Here is a 20,993-nt window from a genome sequence, read left to right as displayed (position 1 = left end):
AGATGAATATTCCAATTTGGACGGAGGAGCATGTGAGGGCCTCGCTTCCTGAAAGAGATGCGGAGAGCCATAAAGGCACGTACGGTACCGCATTGCTTCTGGCGGGAAGCGACGACATGCCGGGCGCAGCGCTTTTAGCCGGGCTTGGTGCCATGCGGAGCGGTCTCGGCAAGCTTGTCATCGGCACGTCTGAAAGCGTGATCCCGCTGATCGTTCCGGTTCTGCCGGAGGCCACGTATTGGCGTGACGGCTGGGAAAAAGCGGCGGGCTCTCGCCTTGAAGAGACGTACCGGGCAATTGCGATCGGTTCGGGGCTTCCGCAAACAGAGAGGGTGCAGCAGGCCGTTGATCAAGTCCTTGAGAAGGATTGCCCCGTTATTTTGGATGCCGGGGCGCTGACAAAGCGCACGTATCCGAAACGGAAGGCGCCCGTCATCCTTACGCCGCATCCAGGTGAGTTTTCCCGAATGACAGGGGTTCCGGTGAAAGACTTGCAAAATAAAAGAGAAGAATATGCCAAGGAGTGGGCGGTTCAGCTGCAAACGGTGATCGTGTTAAAAGGAAATCAAACCATCATCGCGTTTCCCGATGGCGACTGCTGGAGCAATCCGACCGGAAACGGGGCACTCGCCAAAGGCGGAACCGGCGACACACTGACGGGAATGATATTGGGCATGCTTTGCTGCCACAAAGACCCGAAACATGCCGTATTAAATGCCGTATACTTGCACGGTGCATGCGCCGAGCTTTGGACTGACGAACACTCTGCTCATACGCTGCTCGCCCACGAGCTCTCTGACATGTTGCCTCGTGTGTGGAAACGATTTGAATGAAAAAAGCTGTCTTCATAGGGAAGACAGCTTTTCTTGATAAGCCGCTCGTTTTTTCAGGCGCGGTTTCATGAGTACATAATATAGAACAGAAGGCACGGCTAAGCCGATAATCCATGCAATATCCCCGCCGCCAAACATTTTTGCCAATGGCCCGATGTAAAAGGATGTATTGATAAACGGAATTTCTAACAAGATGGACAGAATGAAAGCAATCGTTGTGATCCAATTGACTCTTCCATATGGCCCGTTGACATCAAACATCGCTTTGACCTCATAGTTCCCGTGGCGGACGAAGTAGTAATCCACTAAATTGATCGCCGTCCATGGAATTAAGAAATAACTGATAAAAAAGATAAAATTCAAAAACAGCTCCATAAAATTACTTTGCCCGAGAAGGCTTAGGACTGTTCCGACGACGGTGACGCCAAGGATCATGATGATTCTGATTTTCGGTGTGACTTTTAATTTCAGAAACGGCTCAAGCGTAGTCGTCGTGGACATAAAAGCTCCATACAAGTTAAAGACATTAATCGCCATCTGGCCAAATAAAACAATGATCAGCATAATGAACGAGAAGGGACCGAACAATTGCACAATCTGGGTCCCTGAGTTTGTCGTAAAATCAGGAAGTGCCGTGGTCAGCAGCGCGCCGAGCAGCATCATCCAGATGGAGCTGACAGATGTTCCTGCGTAGCTGTACCAAAACGTTTGGGACGCCGGTGTTTTAATTGGCAGATATCTGGAATAATCGGCGACATAAGGCGCATAGGCAAGCTGCCAAGTTGCTACGGCGCTGACTGCCACCAAGAAAACGGGCAAGTCGATCGTCCCGGGCATCCAGCTGCCTGCCGGAATCGGTAATTGGAAAATGAGTATCGTTGCAGCAAAAAATACGGCAAAAGAGGTCCAAGACAGGATTTTTTGCATTTTGTGAATCAAATCATGACCGAAAATGGTGAGTAAAAAACATGCGGCGCTTAAGCCTATAATGCTCCATGATCCCGGGATGGGAACAAAGCTGCTTAAGGTTCCGGCCGCCAGAATCGTGCTGCTTGCGAAGAAACCAAGGTAGATAAACATAACTAAGAAGAGGGGAAGAATCGCTCCGATTACGCCGAATTGGGCACGGCTTTGAATCATTTGCGGGATGCCAAGCTGAGGGCCTTGCGCGGAATGAGACGCCATAAATATGGCACCGATTAAGGTTCCGCAAATAATAGCGGCAACACTCCAAAACAGATTAAGTCCCATTGCCACGGGAAGAGTACCGGTCACTAACGTGGTGATATGCATATTAGCCCCAAACCATACGGGGAATAAATCTTTCGCTTTACCATGTCTTTCTTCATTCGGAATATGTTCAATCGTTCGCCTTTCTACTTTCAATGCATCGTCCTCCATATTGGATGTTATTTAAAATCGACATAAAGACATAGCTTAGCAGACTATGAGGGGGTTTACAAATGCGGATGTACAGCCAAACGTCCGAGAAGCCTGATCTGTCAATAGCTGAATAGAATTGTAAAAAAGCTGAACGGTTTCGAATCCGGTGTCGTCTCATAAGGCAGAAAAACAAAAAAAGGGGGATCGCGGCCATTGGATACATGTGAAGAACAGCAGCTGATTCAGCAGGCGAAAGAGGGAAACGATGAGGCGTTTACAGCCCTTTTCCACTATCATTATTCTTTTTTATACAAATATTTGTTAAAGCTTTCCCTTCACCCTGATCTCAGCGAAGAACTTGTACAGGAAACCTTTCTGAAAGGGTACATTCATTTAAGAAGCTTCCAAGGCCGTTCCAAATTCTCCACGTGGCTGATCTCTATTGCATCGCGGCTCTATCTCGATCACCAGAAAAAGAGAAAGAGAGAATGGAAACGGAATCAGGCGGTTACGGAGGAAGCAATCCGCAAGATCAAGTGGGATGTGTCGTCGAAAGGGGCAGAGTGGAGCGAAACGCTCGATCTGTTTTCAAAGCTGGACCCTAAACTGCGCACGCCGGTTTTATTAAGGCATTACTACGGTTATACCTACGCCGAAATCGGAGTGATGCTTCAAATCAAAGAAGGCACTGCAAAGTCAAGAGTGCATAAAGGGCTCCAGCAAATCAGAAAGGAGTGGGACGATGAATAAAGAAAAGCGATCTCTTCATTTAAAATCAGAATTGCAGAAAATTGATGAAACAGCCAATCCCTCTATACCGAATCAAAAAGAACTGCTTTACCAGCTGTCACTAATGAAAGCTGAACGCAGAAGAAAACTGCTAAAAGAGATCATCTTATTTGTATTCTGCGCGCTGATGGTTGTGAGTGCGGCAATCCTGGCATTCACTCAAGCTCCCGCTGTGTTTATCGTACTTCAGGTTTGTGTGCTTGCTACCCTGCCGATCTTGATTGTGAACGAGAAAAAAAGACAGCTCGGGGAATGCGAGGTGGAGCGCCGATGACACAAACAGAAATGATCATAACGGCTGCGGCTTATCTCATCGTATTAGCGCAGGGAATCTTTTTATTTATTGATGCGAAAAAACGAAATCGCATGGCATGGGTCTGGGGAATTGTCGGGCTGATTCAAGCGCCGATGCCTCTGATTTGCTATTACTTTTTTGTTATTAAGCCGGACCGGAAGAAAAGGGGGATTAAGCAATGAATATTTCTTGGGAAATGATTTTGCCGCTGATTGTATTGCAGTTGGTTTTGGCGGTGTTTGCCCTTATCAGCTGTATAAAAGAAGAGCGGACAAACGGGCCAAAGTGGATGTGGGCTGCAATCATCGTATGTATCAATATTATCGGGCCGATTTTATTTTTCACCGTCGGCAGAAAGCAAAGGTGAGCGGGCATGCTGTCTATTGAGTCATTATACAAATCGTACAGGCATCATGAAGCTGTAAAGAATGTCAGTTTTCACGTGAATGAAAACGAGTGTGTCGCACTATTAGGCCCTAATGGAGCCGGTAAAACCACAACGCTGCACATGCTGGCCGGACTGCTTTCGCCAACCTCTGGAACCATCAAGCTGTTAGGGGAGAAAAAGCCGGATCGTCGTTTGATCGGGTACCTTCCGCAGTATCCTGCCTTTTATTCGTGGATGACCGCAAACGAATTTTTAACATTTGCCGGGAGACTGTCAGGGCTTTCAAAGAAAAAGTGCCAAGAGGAAATCGGCGGGATGCTTGAATTTGTCGGCTTGCAGGAAGCGGCACACAAAAGAATCGGCGGCTATTCAGGCGGCATGAAGCAAAGACTCGGTCTGGCACAGGCGCTGCTCCATAAACCGAAGCTGTTGATTTTGGATGAACCGGTGTCCGCTCTTGATCCGTCAGGACGGTTCGAGGTGCTCGATATGATGCGGGAGCTGAAGAAGCATATGGCTGTTCTGTTTTCCACACACGTTTTGCACGATGCAGAGCAGGTGTGTGATCAGGTGGTGATCATGAAAAACGGGGAGGTTTCATGGAAAGGCGAATTACAGCAGCTTAAGAACCAGCATCAAACGAACGTTTTCACCCTTACAGTGAAAGAGGAGCTGAGGGGCTGGCTTGAAGAGAAGCCTTACGTATCAGGTATTGCCTATATGAATCCGTCGCAAGCTGTTTTCGAGCTGCCTGGTATACACGCTGGCCGGACATTGCTGAGTGATTGTATCCGAACGGGATTGACCGTCACCCATTTTGAACAGAAAACGGAGTCTCTTGAAGACGTCTATCTAAAGGTGGTGCACGCATGAAGGTGATGATGACTCTATTTCAAAAAGAATGGCTCGATGGGTGGAAAAGCGGCAAGCTGATCTGGCTGCCGATCGCGATGATGATCGTCGGGCTGACACAGCCGCTGACCATTTATTATATGCCGGAAATCATTGAACACGGAGGAAACCTTCCGGACGGCATGAAAATCAGTTTTACGATGCCTTCCGGGTCTGAAGTGATGGTCAGCACGCTTTCTCAATTCAACACGCTTGGCATGGCTCTGGTCATCTTCAGCGTGATGGGCATCGTGGCGAATGAAAGAAATCAAGGCGTAACGTCGCTGATCATGTCGCGGCCTGTGACGGCAGCCCATTATATCGTGAGCAAATGGCTGACCCAAAGCGTGATCGGAATCGCGTCCTTTGCAGCTGGATACGGGCTTGCTTATTATTACGTCCGGCTGCTGTTTGAGGACACATCCTTCAGCCGCTTTGCCGGAAGCCTTGGCCTTTACGCTCTTTGGATCATGTTTATTGTGACAGCCGGCCTTGCCGGAAGCACGATGTTTCGGTCTCTCGGAGCAGCCGCGGCTTCCGGGATCGGGCTGACGGCTGCGGTTTCTTTTGCTGTTTCGCTATTTCCTGATGGTGCGAAATGGCTTCCGGCTGCGCTTTGCAAGCAGGCGGAGCATATCCTTCTTCATGGAGAGCGGGCGGATTTTTTCGGATGGTCGCTCACATTCTCTATTTTGTCCATCGTGCTTCTGGCCATGTTTTCTGTGTGGCGCTTTCAGCGATATGAAAGCTATTAATTGGCCATGCTGCGCTTTTGCATGAGCATGACAAGAAAGGCGGCAAATGCCAGCGCCCCGGCTCCATAAAAAACCCCCGAAAGCCCGAAAAGCTGTGCGATTTTTCCGGCGAGAAGGGGTCCAAGGAAGATGCCCAATGCATAAAACGATTGATAGAATCCCATGACTGACATTTTTAAAGGGGCAGAACTGATATGGACGACATGGCCTAGCAGCAAAGGGAACACGAAACCGAGCGCCATCCCGATGCAGGCGTGCGTGATGCAAACCGTGAACAATGTAGCTGAAAAAGGAACGAATAGCAAACAGGCTCCGGTCACTGCAAAACTGGAGAGCAGCACGGAGTAAGCGATCCGGCTTGTCATGCGCAGAAACACAACGCTTAATGTGGCGGCTGCGTGAGGGAGGAAAAAGGCGCTCATCACCCAAAGCAGCTCCGCGTCACCCAATCCGAGCTGATGAATGTAAAGCGGTGTAAAACCAAACACTGTCATAAATAACACCGCGTGGGCGGTCATAGAGAGGATGGTGAAAAGCTTGAGCTTCGGCAGCCGCAATGTGTCTTTGATGTATTGCGGCACACCGATTGTGTCGCGATTCGCGGGAGAAGCCGACGGGTCTTTAATAAAGCAGCAAATTACCAGACCGGCGGCCGAGGCCGCCAGCGCCATCCAAAACGGAACCTGCCTGCCTAAGTGGGCTGCCGCAAGCCCGCAGAACACAATGCTGATAAACTGAGGCATGACGGTGAAAAACTGCATGATGCCCATTGCTTTTGAGGCATTTTCGCTGTTGGAATATTGTGCATATAAAATCGTCGCCATGACCCACATAGAGGCGGTGATCCCCGCAAACAGCCGGGCGGCCAGCACGAAGAAGAAAGAATCAAACAGCAGAAAAAGCAGGCTGCTGAGGATGGAAAACCCAAACCCGCCAATTAACAATTGTTTGCGTATAGAAAACAGGATGTCTGACAGCAAGCCGAGCGGAAATCGAAGAAGAATTTGCGTCACCCCGTAGCTGCCGAGAATGATGCCGATGGCGCCATAGGAAAAGTGCAGGTCCTCCAAATACAGGCTGAATACAGGGACGTAAATATAGCCTGAAAACCAAAAACAAAATATCATGCATAAGAAAACGGCGTGATCTAAAGCGCCGATTGTTTTTTTCTGAGACATCATGTCCTGCTGTAATTCCATCTTTCCTCTCCACCTTTTTCTTCCAGTACAACACAATTGCTGAGAGCGTTTCAATAGAAAAATAAAAAACAGGACTTCCAAAAGCCCTGTTCGATGTTTTAATACGGGTCAGACGGATGACTTTCCTGTTCAGCTTGCATTGCAGCCTGTTCAGTCGCTGTTGTGCCGATCGGTCCGTTGCTGTTGTTTTCGGTGGCTTTTTTCAGCCCTTCTGCCACGCGTTTTCCGTAGTCGGGATCAGCTTTTGTGAAATTCTCTATCATTTGATCCTGAATTTCTTTTCGGCATGTAGAAAGTGTATTAACCAGATTCGTGATCAATTCGTTCCGTTCAAATTCTGAAAATCTCCGGTAGGTCTCTCCAGCCTGTCCGAAGTTGTTCGTTCTGTTGAGCGCTTCACGCTTTACATCACCTTCGACATGGGGCGTATGATCTTTGCCATCCTGATTCGCTTCCTTCAGCCCGCCCATAATCGATGGCTCATAGTTGACGTGCGGGTTTTGGCCTTCTGCTCGATCGACCCGATATTGCATTTGCCCGCCTTCCTGGTTGGTGGCGACATGCTTATTCGGCGAGTTGATCGGAAGCTGCAGGTAATTTGCGCCTACACGGTAGCGCTGCGTATCAGAGTAGGCAAACGTCCGCCCTTGCAGCAATTTATCATCTGAAAAATCAAGCCCATCGACAAGCACTCCCGTTCCGAATGAAGCTTGTTCCACTTCCGCATGGAAGTTTTCCGGATTTTTATTAAGAACCAGTTTGCCGATCGGCTTCCATGGAAAATCGTCTTTATACCACAGCTTTGTCGGATCAAGCGGATCAAAGTCCAGTTCAGGATGCTCATTATCGCTCATAATTTGGGCATACACTTCCCATTCCGGATAATCGCCATTTTCAATTGCTTCATACAAATCCTGTGTTGCATGGTTAAAGTTTTTCCCTTGAATCTCTTCCGCTTCCTTCTGTGTCAGGTTGCGGATGCCCTGCTTCGGTTCGAAATGATATTTCACGAGGACGGCCTTGCCTTCCTCATTCACCCACTTATAGGCGTGTACGCCTGAACCCTGCATGTGCCGGTAGTTGGCCGGAATGCCCCAAGGCGAAAATAAGAAGGTGATCATATGTGTCGCTTCAGGAGACTGGGAAATGAAGTCGAAAATACGTTCACCATCTTGGATGTTGGTCACTGGATCAGGCTGAAATGCGTGGACAAGATCCGGAAATTTCAGCGGGTCGCGAATAAAAAAGATTTTCAGGTTGTTCCCGACCAAATCCCAGTTTCCGTCTTCGGTATAAAGCTTCACGGCAAAACCGCGCGGGTCTCTCAATGTTTCGGGTGAGTGTTTTCCATGATTCACCGTAGAAAAACGGACAAATGCCGGCGTTTTCTTGCCTTTTTCCTGAAACAGCTTGGCCCGGGTATACTTTGAAATCGGTTCGTCTCCAAAGCTTCCATACGCTTCAAAATACCCGTGTGCACCCGCTCCTCTGGCGTGGACAACCCGCTCCGGGATGCGTTCACGGTCAAAGTGGCTGATTTTTTCGAGAAAATCGTAGTTCTCAAGTGTTGTAGGCCCTCTGTTCCCGACCGTTCTCACATTTTGGTTGTCAGTGACAGGGTGCCCCTGCCTGTTCGTCAAAGTATCCTCTGATTCGTTTTTCCCGGATGTCTTATGAGAAAGCGTATCTTCGCTGCTTTGGGCATTTGTTCCGTGATGCTTGTTTTGGTGCTCATCTTTCATTGATTGGCCCTCCTTTTTTGAACGATAACAATATGCCCTGAATGGAAAGATTTTAAAACAGCCGTTTTTCTTCATCAGGTTGGGGAATGGTACAATGTACAAAAATCGGTAAAAGGAGAGGTCGATTCGTGACGAGAGAAAGACATCCGCTACCCATCACGTTTTATCAAAAAACCGCCCTTGAGCTTGCCCCGGCGCTTCTCGGCTGCCTTCTGGTTAAAGAGACAGACGAAGGCACAGCATCAGGCTATATTGTGGAAACAGAGGCCTATATGGGAGCTGGAGACAGAGCGGCCCACAGCTTTAACAACCGCCGGACGAAGCGGACTGAGATTATGTTTGCGGAAGCTGGGCGGGTGTATACATACGTCATGCACACCCATACATTGCTGAATGTCGTTGCCGCAGAAGAGGATGTCCCGCAAGCGGTACTAATCAGGGCGATTGAGCCCCATGAAGGGCAGCTGTTAATGGAGGAGAGAAGGCCGGGCCGGCGTCCGAGGGAATGGACAAACGGACCTGGAAAGCTGACGAAAGCGCTTGGCGTCACGATGAATGACTACGGACGCTGGATCACGGAACAGCCCCTTTACATTGAAAGCGGGTACACACCGGAAGAAATCTCAACCGGCCCGCGCATCGGCATTGACAACAGCGGAGAGGCACGCGATTATCCGTGGCGTTTCTGGGTGAAGGGAAATAGGTACGTGTCGCGTTAGCATGTTTATGCAAAAGAGAATCAGGGGAATGGTTGAGAAAAAAGAAGGGAGAATCGGAGCTTTGAAAAAGATGATCAAAACCGTTATCAAATGGGCGCCGCTCATTTACCCGATTGTACGAAAAATCATGAAGGATCGGAAGGCGTCAAAACAAAAGAACACGTCCTCATCCCGAACAGCCGGCTGAACCCGGCTGTTTTTTTATGGGTCCGTTTCCCCTCTTGTCCTCCCGATGTTCATTGACTTGCCATTCTCTCCATTATAGAATTTATATACATTTCATTCCTTCACCATCCTTTCTGCCTATTGACTTTATCCCTGCATCTACTTGATAGGAGGTTTTTCTCATGCTTCATGGGCGACTTCGTGATATTCTGCGCTTGCTGATGGCGGCTGAATCCCCGGTGACTAGCTCGTTTTTTGCCGCGCAATTAAACGTAACGACGCGGACGGTCCGCAATGATATAAAGGAACTGCAAGGTGTGCTGAGCGGTCATGGCGCCTGGGTCCAATCGGTAAGAGGCTCCGGTTACAAACTCCGCATTCAGGATGAGCAGACATTCAGAACGCTGCTGCAAGATGTATTTCAGCAAAAAAAGGCCCTGCCGGTGTTGCCGGAGGAGAGAATGATTTATCTTATGAAACGGCTGCTGCTGGCGGAGCATTACCTCAAGCTCGATGAATTGGCTGAAGAACTATTTATCTCAAAATCTACGCTGCAAACGGATTTAAAAGAAGTAAAGAAACGGCTGCTGCCTTACCGCATCGTCATGGAAACACGACCGAATTACGGCTTCAAGCTGCGCGGGGACGAGGTGCAGATGAGATATTGTATGGCTGAGTACATTGTCGATGAAAGAGAAACGGAGATTGATGTTCTGAATGAAAAGGCTAATATTTTGCCGAAGGAAGAAATTGAGATCATCCGTTCCGCCATCCTGAAAAAAATGAAAAACGACCGCATTCCTCTCTCTAACTTGGGACTGAATAACCTCATCATTCATATCGCCATCGCTTGTAAACGAATCAGAACGGAAAACTATGTCTCTCTTTTCCCGGAAGATATGGATCATATCCTGCATCAAAAAGAATATCAGGCTGCAAAAGCCATCGTAAAAGAGCTGGAATCAGCTCTCGCCGTTACATTTCCGAAAGACGAGGCGGCCTATATCGCCATGCATCTCCTCGGCACAAAACGAATGACACAATCCCAATGCGGGGAAGACACATTTTCAATAGACGAAGAAACCGATCAGCTGACTTTTGCTATGATCAAGGCAGTTGATCGTGAACTGAAGCTCGGCATTCTGCATGACAAAGAGCTGAAAATTGGCTTGGCGCTGCATGTGAAGCCGGCGATCAGCCGCAATCGATACGGCATGAACCTGCGAAATCCGATGCTGGCAGCGATCAAGGAACATTATCCTCTCGCTTTTGAGGCCGGAATCATTGCGGGAATGGTGATAAAGGAAGAAACGGGCATCGACATTCATGAAAACGAAATGGGTTATCTGGCCCTCCATTTTGGCGCCGCGATTGAACGAAAAAAAACAGAAAGCCCGCCGAAACGCTGTATCATTGTGTGTGCATCAGGTGCCGGGAGCGCCCAGCTTCTGCGTGAAAAACTCCGTTCCCATTTCGGCAAGCGGCTCGATATTCTGGGAACTGCTGAGTATTACAGTCTTGACCAGATATCCTATGAATCCATTGATTTTGTCATCAGCACCATCCCGATCAAAAAAGAGCTGCCTGTACCAGTGCTGAAGGTTAACACACTCTTGGGCGGAACCGACTTTACAAAAATAGAATCCATTCTAAGGGATGAAAAAGAAAAAGCGGTCCGCTACCTGAAAAAAGACCTCGTTTTCTTCCAGAAGGATCTGCGCTCAAAAGAAGAAGTGATTCAATTTTTAGGGCGGAAAGCGGTTGATTGCGGCTATGCAGATGATGAACTCATCGCTTCCATTTTTGAACGAGAAGCCATGTCGCCAACGTGCTTCGGCAATCTTGTTGCCATCCCGCACCCGCTCGTTCCGCAGACGAAAACAACGTTTTGGGTCGTTTGTACGCTGAAAAAACCGATAGATTGGGAGAATCAGCGTGTTCAATTTGTTTGTCTGCTTTGTGTTGAAAAGGAGAACAAAGCGGATTTGCAAAGCATGTACAAATTGCTCGGCAGCATGTTGGATGACCCGTCGGCGGTAAACCAGCTGATCAAATGCCGTTCGTATCAAGAGCTTTCGGAAGTGTTTGACCAAAAAATGCTGAGCTGACAGCCTGTATATACCTTTTTTCCGTTTCCTGCGGAAAAACCTTGAGTGTTTATGAAAGCGATTTCATAATATGATGATATCAACAGCAGGACATGACAAAATTGATTAAACTCTAGGAGGTCTTTTACATGAATATATTACTCGTTTGTGCAGCAGGCATGTCTACCAGCTTACTGGTGAGCAAGATGGAAAAAAGTGCGCAGGAACAAGGAAAAGACTATACCATTTGGGCAGTTTCAGGGGATTCTGTACAACAACATATTGATAAAGCGGATGTATTGCTTCTCGGCCCGCAAGTCCGTTATATGCTTCCGCAGCTGAAAAAATTAGGAGAGGCAAAGGGGGTTCCGGTAGACGTCATTAATACCGTCCATTATGGCACGTGCAACGGGGCGGAAGTGCTGAAATCGGCTGAACAGCTTGGACATGTGTCATAGAGAGGGGCGGGCTATGTGAATAAAGTCAATCAGATCTTAGAAGAAAAGGTCATGCCTATAGCGGGAAGAATTGCGGGCCAGCGTCATTTGCAGGCGCTGCGTGATGGTATCATTCTCACGATGCCGCTGATTATCATCGGTTCCTTTTTCCTCATCATCGGCAACCTCCCGATCCCGGGCTACGCTGAGTTTATGGCAAAAACGTTTGGCAGCTCCTGGTCTGATAAACTGGACTACCCAGTCGACGCCACCTTTGAAATTATGGGCCTTGTCGCCGCGTTCGGCATCGCCTACCGGCTCGCCGAGAAATATGGTGTTGATGCCTTGTCGGCCGGAGCCATTTCACTTGCGGCATTTTTGTTAGCGACACCGTATCAAGTGCCGTTTACGCCTGATGGTTCGACGAAAGAAATCATGGTCGGCGGCGGAATTCCGCTAACACTCATGGGAAGCAAAGGTCTGTTTGTCGCCATGATTATCGCGATGGTATCAACTGAGATTTACCGCCTCATTATCCAGCGCAATTTGGTCTTCAAAATGCCGGACGGTGTTCCCCCGGCGGTCAGCAAGTCATTTGTCGCGTTAATCCCCGGCTTTGCCGTCATCTTTCTGATTTGGGCAGCCCGGCTGATTGTTGAAGCAACACCGTTTGAAAGCCTTCATAATATTGTAAGCGTTTTATTGGGGACGCCGCTTTCTATTCTTGGCGGAAGTCTCGGAGGCAGCCTTGTCGCTGAAGCCGTCAAAATGCTTTTATGGGCCTGCGGTCTTCATGGAGCAAACATTGTCGGCGGCGTCATGGCACCGATTTGGTACGGCGCCATGGATGCCAATAGGATTGCCTTCCAAGCCGGTGAGGAGCTGCCTAAGATTTTCACCCAGCAATTTTTTGATATCTGGATCAATATCGGCGGAAGCGGCGCCACTTTGGCGCTGGTTGTCACAATGTTCCTGCGCGCCCGAAGCAAACAAATGAAGCAGCTCGGAAAGCTTGCGATCGGACCGGCCATTTTCAATATTAACGAACCGATTATTTTCGGTATGCCGATCGTCATGAACCCGATGCTTTTACTTCCGTTTATCATCACGCCGCTTGTCACAGTGACACTCACATACATCGGAATGAGCACCGGGCTTGTCGCCAAACCGGCGGGGATCGCAGTGCCGTGGACCATGCCGCCAATCTTTTCAGGCTATTTGGCGACAGGGGGAAAAGTCTCAGGTGCGGTCATGCAAGCCATTAATCTCGCCGTATCCTTTGTTGTCTACTATCCGTTTTTCAGAATGTGGGATAAACAGAAGCTGAAAGAAGAAAACGATCTGGAGCTGGCCCAAACGCCTGCAGCATCAGATGACAAAGAAGCGGCTCTGTAGAGAAAGGAAGTGAATCGCGTGAATGAGAAAATGGAGCAAATCATTTTTCAAATCATCCTTCACGGAGGAAACGGAAGGAGCTCCGCAATGGAGGCCATTGCCGCTGCGAAAAGCGGTGACGCAGAAGAAGCGCGGAACAAGCTTCAAGATGCCGCAGAAGAATTGTCAAAAGCCCATCACTATCAGACAGAGCTGATTCAAAATGAAGCGGGCGGAGAAAAAACGGAAATGACGCTTCTGATGGTTCATGCACAGGATCATTTAATGAATGCGATGACAGTGAAGGAACTGGCGGCGGAGATCATTGAGCTATATGAAAAAATCACCGAGCAAAGGGGAGCAAGCATATGACAAAAGGATTAAAGATTGTAACGATTGGCGGAGGTTCGAGCTACACGCCAGAGCTCGTGGAGGGATTGATTAAACGGTATGATGAGCTGCCTGTCCGTGAATTATGGCTCGTCGATATCCCCGAGGGCGAAGAAAAGCTCAATATTGTCGGCACGCTCGCCAAACGGATGGTTGAAAAAGCCGGTGTCCCGATTGACATTCATCTTACGCTCGACCGAAGAAAAGCGCTGAAAGACGCAGACTTTGTCACGACTCAATTCCGCGTCGGACTTCTGCAGGCAAGAGCCAAGGATGAGCGCATCCCATTAAAATACGGCGTCATCGGCCAGGAAACGAACGGCCCGGGAGGCCTGTTTAAAGGATTGCGCACGATTCCGGTCATCCTTGAGATCGCAAAGGACATAGAAGAGCTCTGCCCGAACGCATGGCTCGTTAACTTCACAAACCCTGCCGGCATGGTGACAGAAGCCTTGCTTCGCTACTCCAACCTGAAGAATGTCGTCGGTCTCTGTAACGTTCCAATCGGCATCAGAATGGGCGTAGCCAAAGCGCTTGATGTAGATGTGGAACGCGTAGAAGTCCAATTCGCCGGATTGAATCATATGGTGTTCGGGCTGGATGTCTTCTTGGACGGCGTCAGTGTGAAGGATCAAGTCATCGAAGCAATGGGTGATCCGAAAAACGCGATGACGATGAAAAACATCTCAGGCGCAGAGTGGGAGCCGGAATTTTTAAAAGCGCTCGATATCATCCCTTGCGGCTACCACCGTTACTATTTTAAAACAAAAGAGATGCTGGAGCACGAACTGGAAGCATCACAAACGGAAGGCACCAGAGCTGAAGTGGTGCAGAAGGTCGAAAAAGAGCTATTCGAACTCTACAAAGACCCGAACCTTGCGATCAAACCGGAGCAGCTGGAAAAACGGGGCGGCGCTTACTACAGCGATGCCGCGTGTAATTTAATCAGCTCCATTTACAATGATAAACACGATATTCAGCCGGTAAACACGATCAATAATGGTGCGATCGCCAGCATCCCAGACGATTCCGCGGTTGAAGTGAACTGCGTGATGACGAAAAACGGCCCTCAGCCAATTGCTGTCGGGGACTTGCCGGTATCTGTCCGGGGCCTCGTCCAGCAAATCAAATCCTTTGAACGTGTCGCGGCAGAAGCGGCTGTCACAGGCGACTACCAAACAGCACTCCTCGCCATGGCGATTAACCCGCTCGTTCCGTCCGACACGGTCGCTAAACAGATTTTAGACGAAATGCTGGAGGCGCACAAAGCGTATCTGCCGCAGTTCTTTAACAAGATTGAAGCATAGAAAAGCCGGCCTTCAGTGGGCCGGCTTTTTCTTACTTGCTTTCAGTCAGCGCTGCGACCTCTGTCGTCCATCCGAATTCGTCTGCGACAGCGCCTTTTTGAATGCCTGTAATCGTGTCATATAGTTTTTTGGCGATTTCTCCTGTTTCACCGTTGTTAATCGACAGTGTTTCATCCTGCCAGATCAGCTCGCCGACTGGAGAAATAACAGCCGCTGTACCGGTTCCGAAAGCTTCTTCGAGGATGCCGTCTTGATGGGCTTGGATGACCTCATCGATCGCAATTTTCCGTTCAGAAACTTGAAGGCCCCAATGCTTGAGCAAGGCGATGACGGAATTGCGCGTAATGCCTTCCAGGATGCTTCCGTTCAGCATCGGCGTTACGATTTCACCGTTGATTTTGAAGAAGATGTTCATGCTGCCGACTTCTTCGATGTATTTCTTCTCAATGCCGTCCAGCCAGAGCACTTGGGAAAATCCTTTCTCTTCGGCTACCTGCTGCGCTTTTAAGCTTGAAGCATAGTTCCCCGCGGTTTTGGCATTTCCCGTTCCGCCTTTTACCGCACGGACAAATTCATTTTCAACAGCGATTTTGACCGGCTTGATGCCTTCTTTATAATAAGAGCCGACCGGAGAGAGAATGATAAATAGTTTATACGTATGAGATGCCGCAACACCGAGAAAAGGCTCGGTTGCGATGATGAACGGACGGATATAAAGGGACGTGCCCTCCGCGTTCGGAATCCAGTCTTTATCGATTGCGACAAGCTGTTTTAAACCTTCGAGAACCTGTTCTTCATCGATTTCCGGGATGCAGAGTCGGTCGTTTGATTGATTCAGGCGCTCCATATTTTTTTCCGGTCTGAAAAGCAGGACATGGTCATTCTCTGACACGTAAGCCTTTAACCCTTCAAACACGGTTTGGCCGTAGTGATATACCATTGCGGCCGGGTCCATTGAAAAGGGTTGATAAGGAATGATTCTTGGATCGTACCATCCTTTATCCGCCGCATAGTCCATTACAAACATGTGGTCTGTAAACACTCTTCCGAACGAAAGCTGATTAGGATCTGGTTTCGGTTTTTTTGTTGATGTCAATTCAACGCGAATCGTATGTTTAGTCATGGTCAATCTCCCTGCTGTTAAATTGTTTATATTATCAAACTTATTTGAAAATAATTTATATTCTATTGTATACCTTCAACAAATATTCGCAATAGGTTTGCTCAAATTTGTAAGAAATTCATAAGAAAAAAGCAGGAGAAATTAATTCTCCTGCATGTTCATTTGTTCGAACACCCTGTCATAATCGGCGCGAGTGGCATTACGAAGACCTTCAACACGTTCATTTGTAATCTCTTGTTTGCCTTCTTTCAAGCCGTCCAAGAAATATTGAACATATTCTTCAGCTGAAATGCCGCGGTACGTCACGCCTTGTTTATCGCGTGACTTTTGGTTTAATCCCGTGTCCACCATAGGAGGCGCCATTTCAATCACTTCCACGCTCGTATCGCGGAGTTGGTGTCTGAGCGTAAGCGAGAACGAGTGCAGCGCCGCTTTTGTTGCGCAGTACACTGGATAAACAGCTAACGGGTTAAACGCAAGCCCCGACGTGACCTGAACAATTGCCGCCTCGGATTGCTTCATCAAATGAGGTGTGAAAAGGGCTGATAAATGGACAGGCGCTTGGAAATTAAGTTCAATTTCATCTCCGTCCACAAAAAGCTCCTCAGTCCCTTTGGCAAAGTCGATTTCCTTTTGAATGCCCGCGTTGTTGACGAGAACATTCAGCTCCGGAAATTCCTTTAGAGCCCATTCAAACAAAGCTTTCCGCTGCGAACGGTCTGCAACATCACATTGCTTCGTATGGATGTTTGGGAGCTGCTGTTTCGCTTCCTTGAGACGCGCTTCGCTGCGTCCGCAAATGATGACTTCACTGCCGAGTTCCAAAAGCCGCTTGGCCAGTTCAAGCCCGATGCCCGCGGAACCGCCTGTGATTAAAACTGTATTGCCTGTCATCTTCATGGATGTAACACCTCTAATTCAGTTGGCTGTGATTCCTTTACTATTTCAAATCTTAGCAGGAAATATGCAGCCGCGTCCTATGGGATGCTCAGGATGAAGTGACTTTTCCGGTTCTATAAAATTCGTCAATCGCTTTATCGACATACACCCAGCCTTTCCAGCCGATGTGAATGGTATCTTTCATGAAGTACGGGTCATGTTCATGCCCAGAAAAATCAGCAACCTGGAAGCCCTTCGCTTTAATCTGTTTATTCACCTTTTGGTAATAGTCAGTGCGGCCTTTTTTCGGGAAGCCTGTGTAGTCGTACCATTTTCCGTTAACAGGAATAGTGACAAACATAGGCTCTGCTCCCGCATCCTTCAGGATATCAAGCATCAGCTCGAAATCACCGTATTCCGGTGACACCGCATACGATTTTCCTTTGTTTTTCCCTTTCAGCTTAGGCACTTTCGGCTTTAGCTTTTTATAAACAGGGTTGTCGATGTGAAAATCGTTAGACCCGGAGTGGCGTTTGCCGGATTGTTCTGCGAGTTTATTTAATTCAGCCCATGACTTATCCTTTACTGCCTGTGAGATATGCCGCTTTGGACCGGATGATTCCGTCGCTGAATAATACAGGTCTTTCTTTTCCAGCATGCTGTAATACACTTTTGCCGCCGGCTTCAGCGCGTTCACTTTCCACGTCTGCCCGTTTACGATTGCTTTGTACAGCTCGGAAAGAATCTCATCGTTTTGCACGGCCTTAAAGCGCAGCATGCGTTTCATCATTTTCTTTTTCACATCGGGGTCGACCTGCTCGTTAAACGCCAAATCAAGCCCTTGCAGCGCGGAATAGTTCGGCGCGAAATGCTGTTCATCAGACCCGCGCTTAATAAACCATTGCGGAGACACGATGAATACGATTTTTTTGCCCTTCAACTGATCCATATGGGCAGCGAAGTTTAAAGAATGAATCAATGACTGTGATCCGCCTTTGCCGACAAGGTATGGCGTGAACCCCTCATTGTTCACCTGAAAATAGTTAGATGGGTGGAACTCGTCCAGCCGGGAAAGCTCAGATGACCCGTAAATCGGAAGATATGCCGGATCTTTGAGCATCTGGTCTTGTAAATAAAGCCCTTGAAACATACTTGGGTTCAAGGCTGTTGCTGATTCTTTCACCCGCTTATCGGTGATGAAGCCTGTCAGCCATGAAGATGGAATTGCGATGGCGCCTGCGAAAAGAATAAACGCCAAAATAATTGGACCGAAAAAACGCTTTTTCATTATTTCAACTCAGACAGCTGATTTACAATGTTGTTAGGTGTATTCCATATATCCCGGTCAAACTCAGTGATCGGCACTAAAATATCAAAACGGTTTTCAATCGCAAGCAGCAATTCTACTGTTCCAAAAGAATCAAGCAAACCTTCTTCAAAAATTTCAATATCAGGATTTTCCTTTACGATGTCATCCTGGCAAACCTCTGCTAAAACGTCTAATACCTCTTGTTTAAATTCCATAGCTTTCTAATCTCCTTTAATGGTGGTGATGAAATAGTTTTCCTGAGAAAATATAAAATCCGAAGCAAACGAAGTGGAATGTGATCACAATCGCAAGAGCGGTTGTCCAGCGGTTGGACGGCAGCCATTTGTATTTCTTATTCCACTTCTCGAAAAAGTTGTAACACGTCATCAGCACGGCGTGATAGAGGCCGTAGATGATATATTGCGGCGCAAGCCCGTGCCAAACCCCCATCAGCATAAACAGCAGGAAATACCCGATGTTTGAGACGGCCATACGGTTTTTGATCCACTTTTTCTTTGTCATCCAAAATACAAATCTCATAAACACATAATCTCTGAACCAAAATGACAGAGACATATGCCAGCGGTTCCAGAAATCTTTAATATTTTTACTGATAAACGGTTTATTAAAGTTTTCAGGTGATTTAATGCCCATTATATAGCTGACCCCGACGGCAAACATCGTGTAGCCGGCGAAATCAAAAAATAAATACATGCTGTAGCCGTACATGTACAGGAGGTTCCCAAGAATCTTATTGTGCGTGATCGCGGGAAGATTCATGATGAAGTACGTGTTGATGGCGTAGCCGATAATAAACTTGTACAGGAAACCGATAAAGATTTTATGAATCCCTGTATACAATAGATCGGCGTATTCTTCTTTCGTCCAAGCCTTCTGTTCATCCTTGACGAACCGGCGGTATCTGTCGATCGGGCCGGAGGAAATCGTCGGGAAAAACAGGATAAAATACAGCAGGCGGTGCAGCGGCAGCTGTTCCTTCAGCAGACCGTCTCTTGCTTCCATAATCAGCTGAATGCCTTTAAAGGTTAAATACGAAATCCCTAAAAAGCTGATCAGATTATGTGGCGGGTGGTGCGGCTGCGGGTGTGAAAGAAACGGCCATATTTTTGACAAGAATAAAGGCAGAATCGATGCGATAACAGCCCCGCAAAAGACAAAGCCGCTATTCGCTTTCTGCCTGTACGCCAAGTAGCCGCTGATCAAAAGCACCTGCCATATCGTAAACAGACACAGGGCGATGACCCCGTGTACGTCGTGCGAAAAAATTAAAGCTAATATAATGATAGATATGAACATGTTGTATGCTTGAAATCTTTTTCCGTTCAGGCCGAGAATGATCGTCGGCAGAAGAAGAATGCCAAGCAGTATAAAGAATAAAAACGAGCTGTAAGGCGTCATACAAGAACCTCTTCGCCGATGCGTTTCCGGTCAATTTTGCCGTTAGCCGTCATTTGAATGTGATCCTGGTAAATGAATTTTCTCGGGATCATATATGCCGGAAGGGAAGCGGCAAGCTCTTTTTTAATGGCGCTTGTCAGCTGGAATTCCTTCTGGAACTCATGCTCCTCAGGCACAATAGCGGCGATCAGGTACTCAACTGTTTCGTTTGGCTGATACGGAATCACGACAGCAGAGCGAACGTACTGAGACTGTCTGACATGGACCTCGATTTCCTCGAGCTCCATTCGGTAGCCGTGAAGTTTAATTTGGAAATCCAAACGTCCTTGGCAGAAAATCTGACCATCTTGGATATAGCCGGCATCGCCAGTCCGGTATGCCCACTGCCCTTCATAAGAGAAAAACGCTTTATCCGTCAGTTCAGGTTCGCCAAGGTAGCCTCGGCTTACGCTCGGCCCTGCAATGACGATCTCTCCTTTTTCTCCATCAGGAAGCGGCTGTCCCTGTTCGTCCATAATGAAAATGTTCATATCTGGCTTAGCGAACCCGACGGGAAGCGATTCGTTGCGGCTTATGACGTCATCCGTAATTTCAACAGATGTGACAGCCACTGTTGCTTCGGTCGGACCGTACGTATTAAAGAGGTTTGCTTTCGGAAAACGCTCAAGCAGCGCTTTTGCAACAGAAACCGGGAGTACCTCTCCACAGAACATAAATGTGTCCGCATGAGGCAGCAGGTCCTGTGAAAAACCCGGGTCCATCAGGCACATCTGCACAAAGGAAGGCGTTGATGTCCACACATTCAGCCCGGACTTCTTCAGCTCTTCGAATAAGATTTTCGGCTTATTCACAGCATCCTTTGTCACGCAGTGTAAAGTCCCGCCTGATTGAAGGCACGGATAAAGGTCCATGACAGATAAATCAAATGAAAACGGCGCTTGGTTTAAAAATGTTTTTCCTCCGCTGACTGGAAAATCTGCACAAATCCAGTCTGTGAAGCTTTGAAGATTCGCGGCGGAAATCTGCACGCCTTTCGGATTTCCTGTGCTTCCGGAAGTGTAAATGATATAAAACGTTTCGTGTTCCTTGACCCATTGACCTTGGCTGACAGAGCCGTCTTCGTTTTCCAGCAGTTCTTCTGCTGAAACCGTCTGAATCTGGTAGCTGTCTGCATCAATTGAAAGTCCGGCAGCATGGATTAACAATTCTGCTCCAGAGCTTTCGATAATTTTCGCGATCCGCTCGGACGGAATCGACAGATCAACTGGAATATAAGGATGTCCCGCTTTGACACTTCCCAAGAAGGAAACGATCATGTGCGGCTCCATATGGCCGTACACAAGGATAGGGGCTTTCTTTTCCCCGGAAATGCGTTGTTGGATCGCGGCAGCCGCACGGTCAGACTGCTCCCATAATTCCTGATACGTGAGCGACTGGCCTTGAGAGCGGAAGACAACGGTTTGCGGATAAGATTCCGCATGTGTTTGAATAGCATGTAAAAGTTTCATC

General features: G+C 47.9%; 23 protein-coding genes. 14 read left to right on the top strand and 9 right to left on the bottom strand.

From position 1 onward, the window contains the following. Positions 1-2: 2 nt before the first annotated feature. The gene (locus tag ABZM97_RS20085) at positions 3-833 is read left to right on the top strand and encodes an NAD(P)H-hydrate dehydratase (protein ID WP_087993243.1); all 831 of its coding nucleotides are present in this window, start codon (positions 3-5) and stop codon (positions 831-833) included. A 12-nt stretch (positions 834-845) separates the two neighbouring features. Here ABZM97_RS20085 and ABZM97_RS20080 read toward each other — a convergent pair whose 3' ends face one another. After that, the gene (locus ABZM97_RS20080; protein ID WP_253268675.1) at positions 846-2,219 is read right to left on the bottom strand and encodes a cytosine permease; all 1,374 of its coding nucleotides are present in this window, start codon (positions 2,217-2,219) and stop codon (positions 846-848) included. A 210-nt stretch (positions 2,220-2,429) separates the two neighbouring features. Here ABZM97_RS20080 and sigY point away from each other — a divergent pair, with 210 nt between their 5' ends. The 6 genes from sigY to ABZM97_RS20050 are packed head-to-tail and all read left to right on the top strand — an operon-like array spanning position 2,430 to position 5,334. After that, the gene (gene sigY / locus ABZM97_RS20075) at positions 2,430-2,966 is read left to right on the top strand and encodes an RNA polymerase sigma factor SigY (protein WP_253268674.1); all 537 of its coding nucleotides are present in this window, start codon (positions 2,430-2,432) and stop codon (positions 2,964-2,966) included. Beyond that, entirely contained in the window at positions 2,959-3,279 is a 321-nt protein-coding gene (locus tag ABZM97_RS20070) for a YxlC family protein (protein ID WP_253268673.1), read from the top strand. The genes sigY and ABZM97_RS20070 overlap by 8 nt, the downstream gene beginning before the upstream one ends. Then, positions 3,276-3,482, top strand: coding sequence for a sigma Y negative regulator YxlD (gene yxlD, locus ABZM97_RS20065; protein ID WP_253268672.1), 207 nt, complete (start codon positions 3,276-3,278; stop codon positions 3,480-3,482). The genes ABZM97_RS20070 and yxlD overlap by 4 nt, the downstream gene beginning before the upstream one ends. Continuing rightward, positions 3,479-3,667: a sigma Y negative regulator YxlE gene (yxlE, locus tag ABZM97_RS20060; protein ID WP_003218770.1), complete on the top strand. Its 189-nt coding sequence runs from the start codon at positions 3,479-3,481 to the stop codon at positions 3,665-3,667. Before yxlD ends, yxlE begins: the two co-directional genes overlap by 4 nt. A 6-nt stretch (positions 3,668-3,673) precedes the next feature. Further along, positions 3,674-4,561, top strand: coding sequence for an ABC transporter ATP-binding protein (locus ABZM97_RS20055; protein WP_253268671.1), 888 nt, complete (start codon positions 3,674-3,676; stop codon positions 4,559-4,561). Further along, the gene (locus ABZM97_RS20050) at positions 4,558-5,334 is read left to right on the top strand and encodes an ABC transporter permease (RefSeq protein ID WP_253268670.1); all 777 of its coding nucleotides are present in this window, start codon (positions 4,558-4,560) and stop codon (positions 5,332-5,334) included. Before ABZM97_RS20055 ends, ABZM97_RS20050 begins: the two co-directional genes overlap by 4 nt. On the opposite strand, the gene ABZM97_RS20045 is transcribed toward ABZM97_RS20050, so the two are convergent. Both ABZM97_RS20045 and katX read right to left on the bottom strand, forming a co-directional pair. After that, positions 5,331-6,533, bottom strand: a complete 1,203-nt coding sequence (locus ABZM97_RS20045; RefSeq protein ID WP_333516366.1) for an MFS transporter — start codon at positions 6,531-6,533, stop codon at positions 5,331-5,333. The two genes, ABZM97_RS20050 and ABZM97_RS20045, sit on opposite strands and share 4 nt — an antisense overlap. A gap of 98 nt (positions 6,534-6,631) precedes the next feature. After that, on the bottom strand, positions 6,632-8,275 hold the full coding sequence (gene katX / locus ABZM97_RS20040) for a catalase KatX (RefSeq protein WP_087993237.1): 1,644 nt from the start codon (positions 8,273-8,275) through the stop codon (positions 6,632-6,634). Between the two features lie 128 nt (positions 8,276-8,403). Here katX and ABZM97_RS20035 point away from each other — a divergent pair, with 128 nt between their 5' ends. The 7 genes from ABZM97_RS20035 to licH all read left to right on the top strand — a co-directional run bounded on the left by ABZM97_RS20035 (position 8,404) and on the right by licH (position 14,754). Next, complete coding sequence (locus ABZM97_RS20035) at positions 8,404-8,994, top strand: DNA-3-methyladenine glycosylase (RefSeq protein WP_087993236.1); 591 nt, start codon at positions 8,404-8,406, stop codon at positions 8,992-8,994. 28 nt (positions 8,995-9,022) lie between these two features. Further along, positions 9,023-9,181 (top strand): hypothetical protein, encoded by a 159-nt coding sequence (locus ABZM97_RS20030; RefSeq protein WP_087993235.1) that lies wholly within the window; start codon positions 9,023-9,025, stop codon positions 9,179-9,181. A 160-nt stretch (positions 9,182-9,341) separates the two neighbouring features. Continuing rightward, on the top strand, positions 9,342-11,267 hold the full coding sequence (gene licR / locus ABZM97_RS20025) for a transcriptional regulator LicR (RefSeq protein WP_087993234.1): 1,926 nt from the start codon (positions 9,342-9,344) through the stop codon (positions 11,265-11,267). 128 nt (positions 11,268-11,395) lie between these two features. Continuing rightward, complete coding sequence (gene licB / locus ABZM97_RS20020; RefSeq protein WP_087993233.1) at positions 11,396-11,704, top strand: PTS lichenan transporter subunit IIB; 309 nt, start codon at positions 11,396-11,398, stop codon at positions 11,702-11,704. Positions 11,705-11,719: 15 nt separating this feature from the next. Next, complete coding sequence (gene licC / locus ABZM97_RS20015) at positions 11,720-13,078, top strand: PTS lichenan transporter subunit IIC (protein WP_087993232.1); 1,359 nt, start codon at positions 11,720-11,722, stop codon at positions 13,076-13,078. Between the two features lie 18 nt (positions 13,079-13,096). Beyond that, a complete protein-coding gene (licA, locus tag ABZM97_RS20010) occupies positions 13,097-13,429 on the top strand; it encodes a PTS lichenan transporter subunit IIA (protein ID WP_087993231.1) in 333 nt (110 codons plus the stop codon). Continuing rightward, on the top strand, positions 13,426-14,754 hold the full coding sequence (gene licH, locus ABZM97_RS20005) for a 6-phospho-beta-glucosidase LicH (RefSeq protein ID WP_087993230.1): 1,329 nt from the start codon (positions 13,426-13,428) through the stop codon (positions 14,752-14,754). Before licA ends, licH begins: the two co-directional genes overlap by 4 nt. Positions 14,755-14,785: 31 nt before the next feature. Here the strand turns inward: licH and ABZM97_RS20000 are convergent, their stop codons facing one another. The 6 genes from ABZM97_RS20000 to dltA form a co-directional block, all read right to left on the bottom strand. Further along, the gene (locus ABZM97_RS20000) at positions 14,786-15,877 is read right to left on the bottom strand and encodes a branched-chain amino acid aminotransferase (RefSeq protein WP_087993229.1); all 1,092 of its coding nucleotides are present in this window, start codon (positions 15,875-15,877) and stop codon (positions 14,786-14,788) included. 141 nt (positions 15,878-16,018) lie between these two features. After that, positions 16,019-16,777 carry an SDR family oxidoreductase gene (locus tag ABZM97_RS19995; RefSeq protein ID WP_367387082.1) on the bottom strand — a complete coding sequence of 253 codons (759 nt, stop codon included), beginning with the start codon at positions 16,775-16,777 and terminating at the stop codon, positions 16,019-16,021. Positions 16,778-16,865: 88 nt separating this feature from the next. Then, positions 16,866-18,044, bottom strand: a complete 1,179-nt coding sequence (dltD, locus tag ABZM97_RS19990; RefSeq protein ID WP_333516367.1) for a D-alanyl-lipoteichoic acid biosynthesis protein DltD — start codon at positions 18,042-18,044, stop codon at positions 16,866-16,868. Further along, on the bottom strand, positions 18,044-18,280 hold the full coding sequence (dltC, locus tag ABZM97_RS19985) for a D-alanine--poly(phosphoribitol) ligase subunit DltC (RefSeq protein ID WP_087993226.1): 237 nt from the start codon (positions 18,278-18,280) through the stop codon (positions 18,044-18,046). The genes dltD and dltC overlap by 1 nt, the downstream gene beginning before the upstream one ends. Positions 18,281-18,296: 16 nt before the next feature. Continuing rightward, entirely contained in the window at positions 18,297-19,484 is a 1,188-nt protein-coding gene (gene dltB, locus ABZM97_RS19980; protein ID WP_202327866.1) for a D-alanyl-lipoteichoic acid biosynthesis protein DltB, read from the bottom strand. Then, positions 19,481-20,992: a D-alanine--poly(phosphoribitol) ligase subunit DltA gene (dltA, locus tag ABZM97_RS19975; protein WP_087993224.1), complete on the bottom strand. Its 1,512-nt coding sequence runs from the start codon at positions 20,990-20,992 to the stop codon at positions 19,481-19,483. The genes dltB and dltA overlap by 4 nt, the downstream gene beginning before the upstream one ends. Between the last annotated feature and the right edge of the window lies 1 nt (position 20,993).

Source organism: Bacillus vallismortis, from assembly GCF_040784915.1.
GTDB lineage: Bacteria > Bacillota > Bacilli > Bacillales > Bacillaceae > Bacillus > Bacillus subtilis_G.
This window is presented reverse-complemented; position numbering and strand designations above follow the sequence as displayed.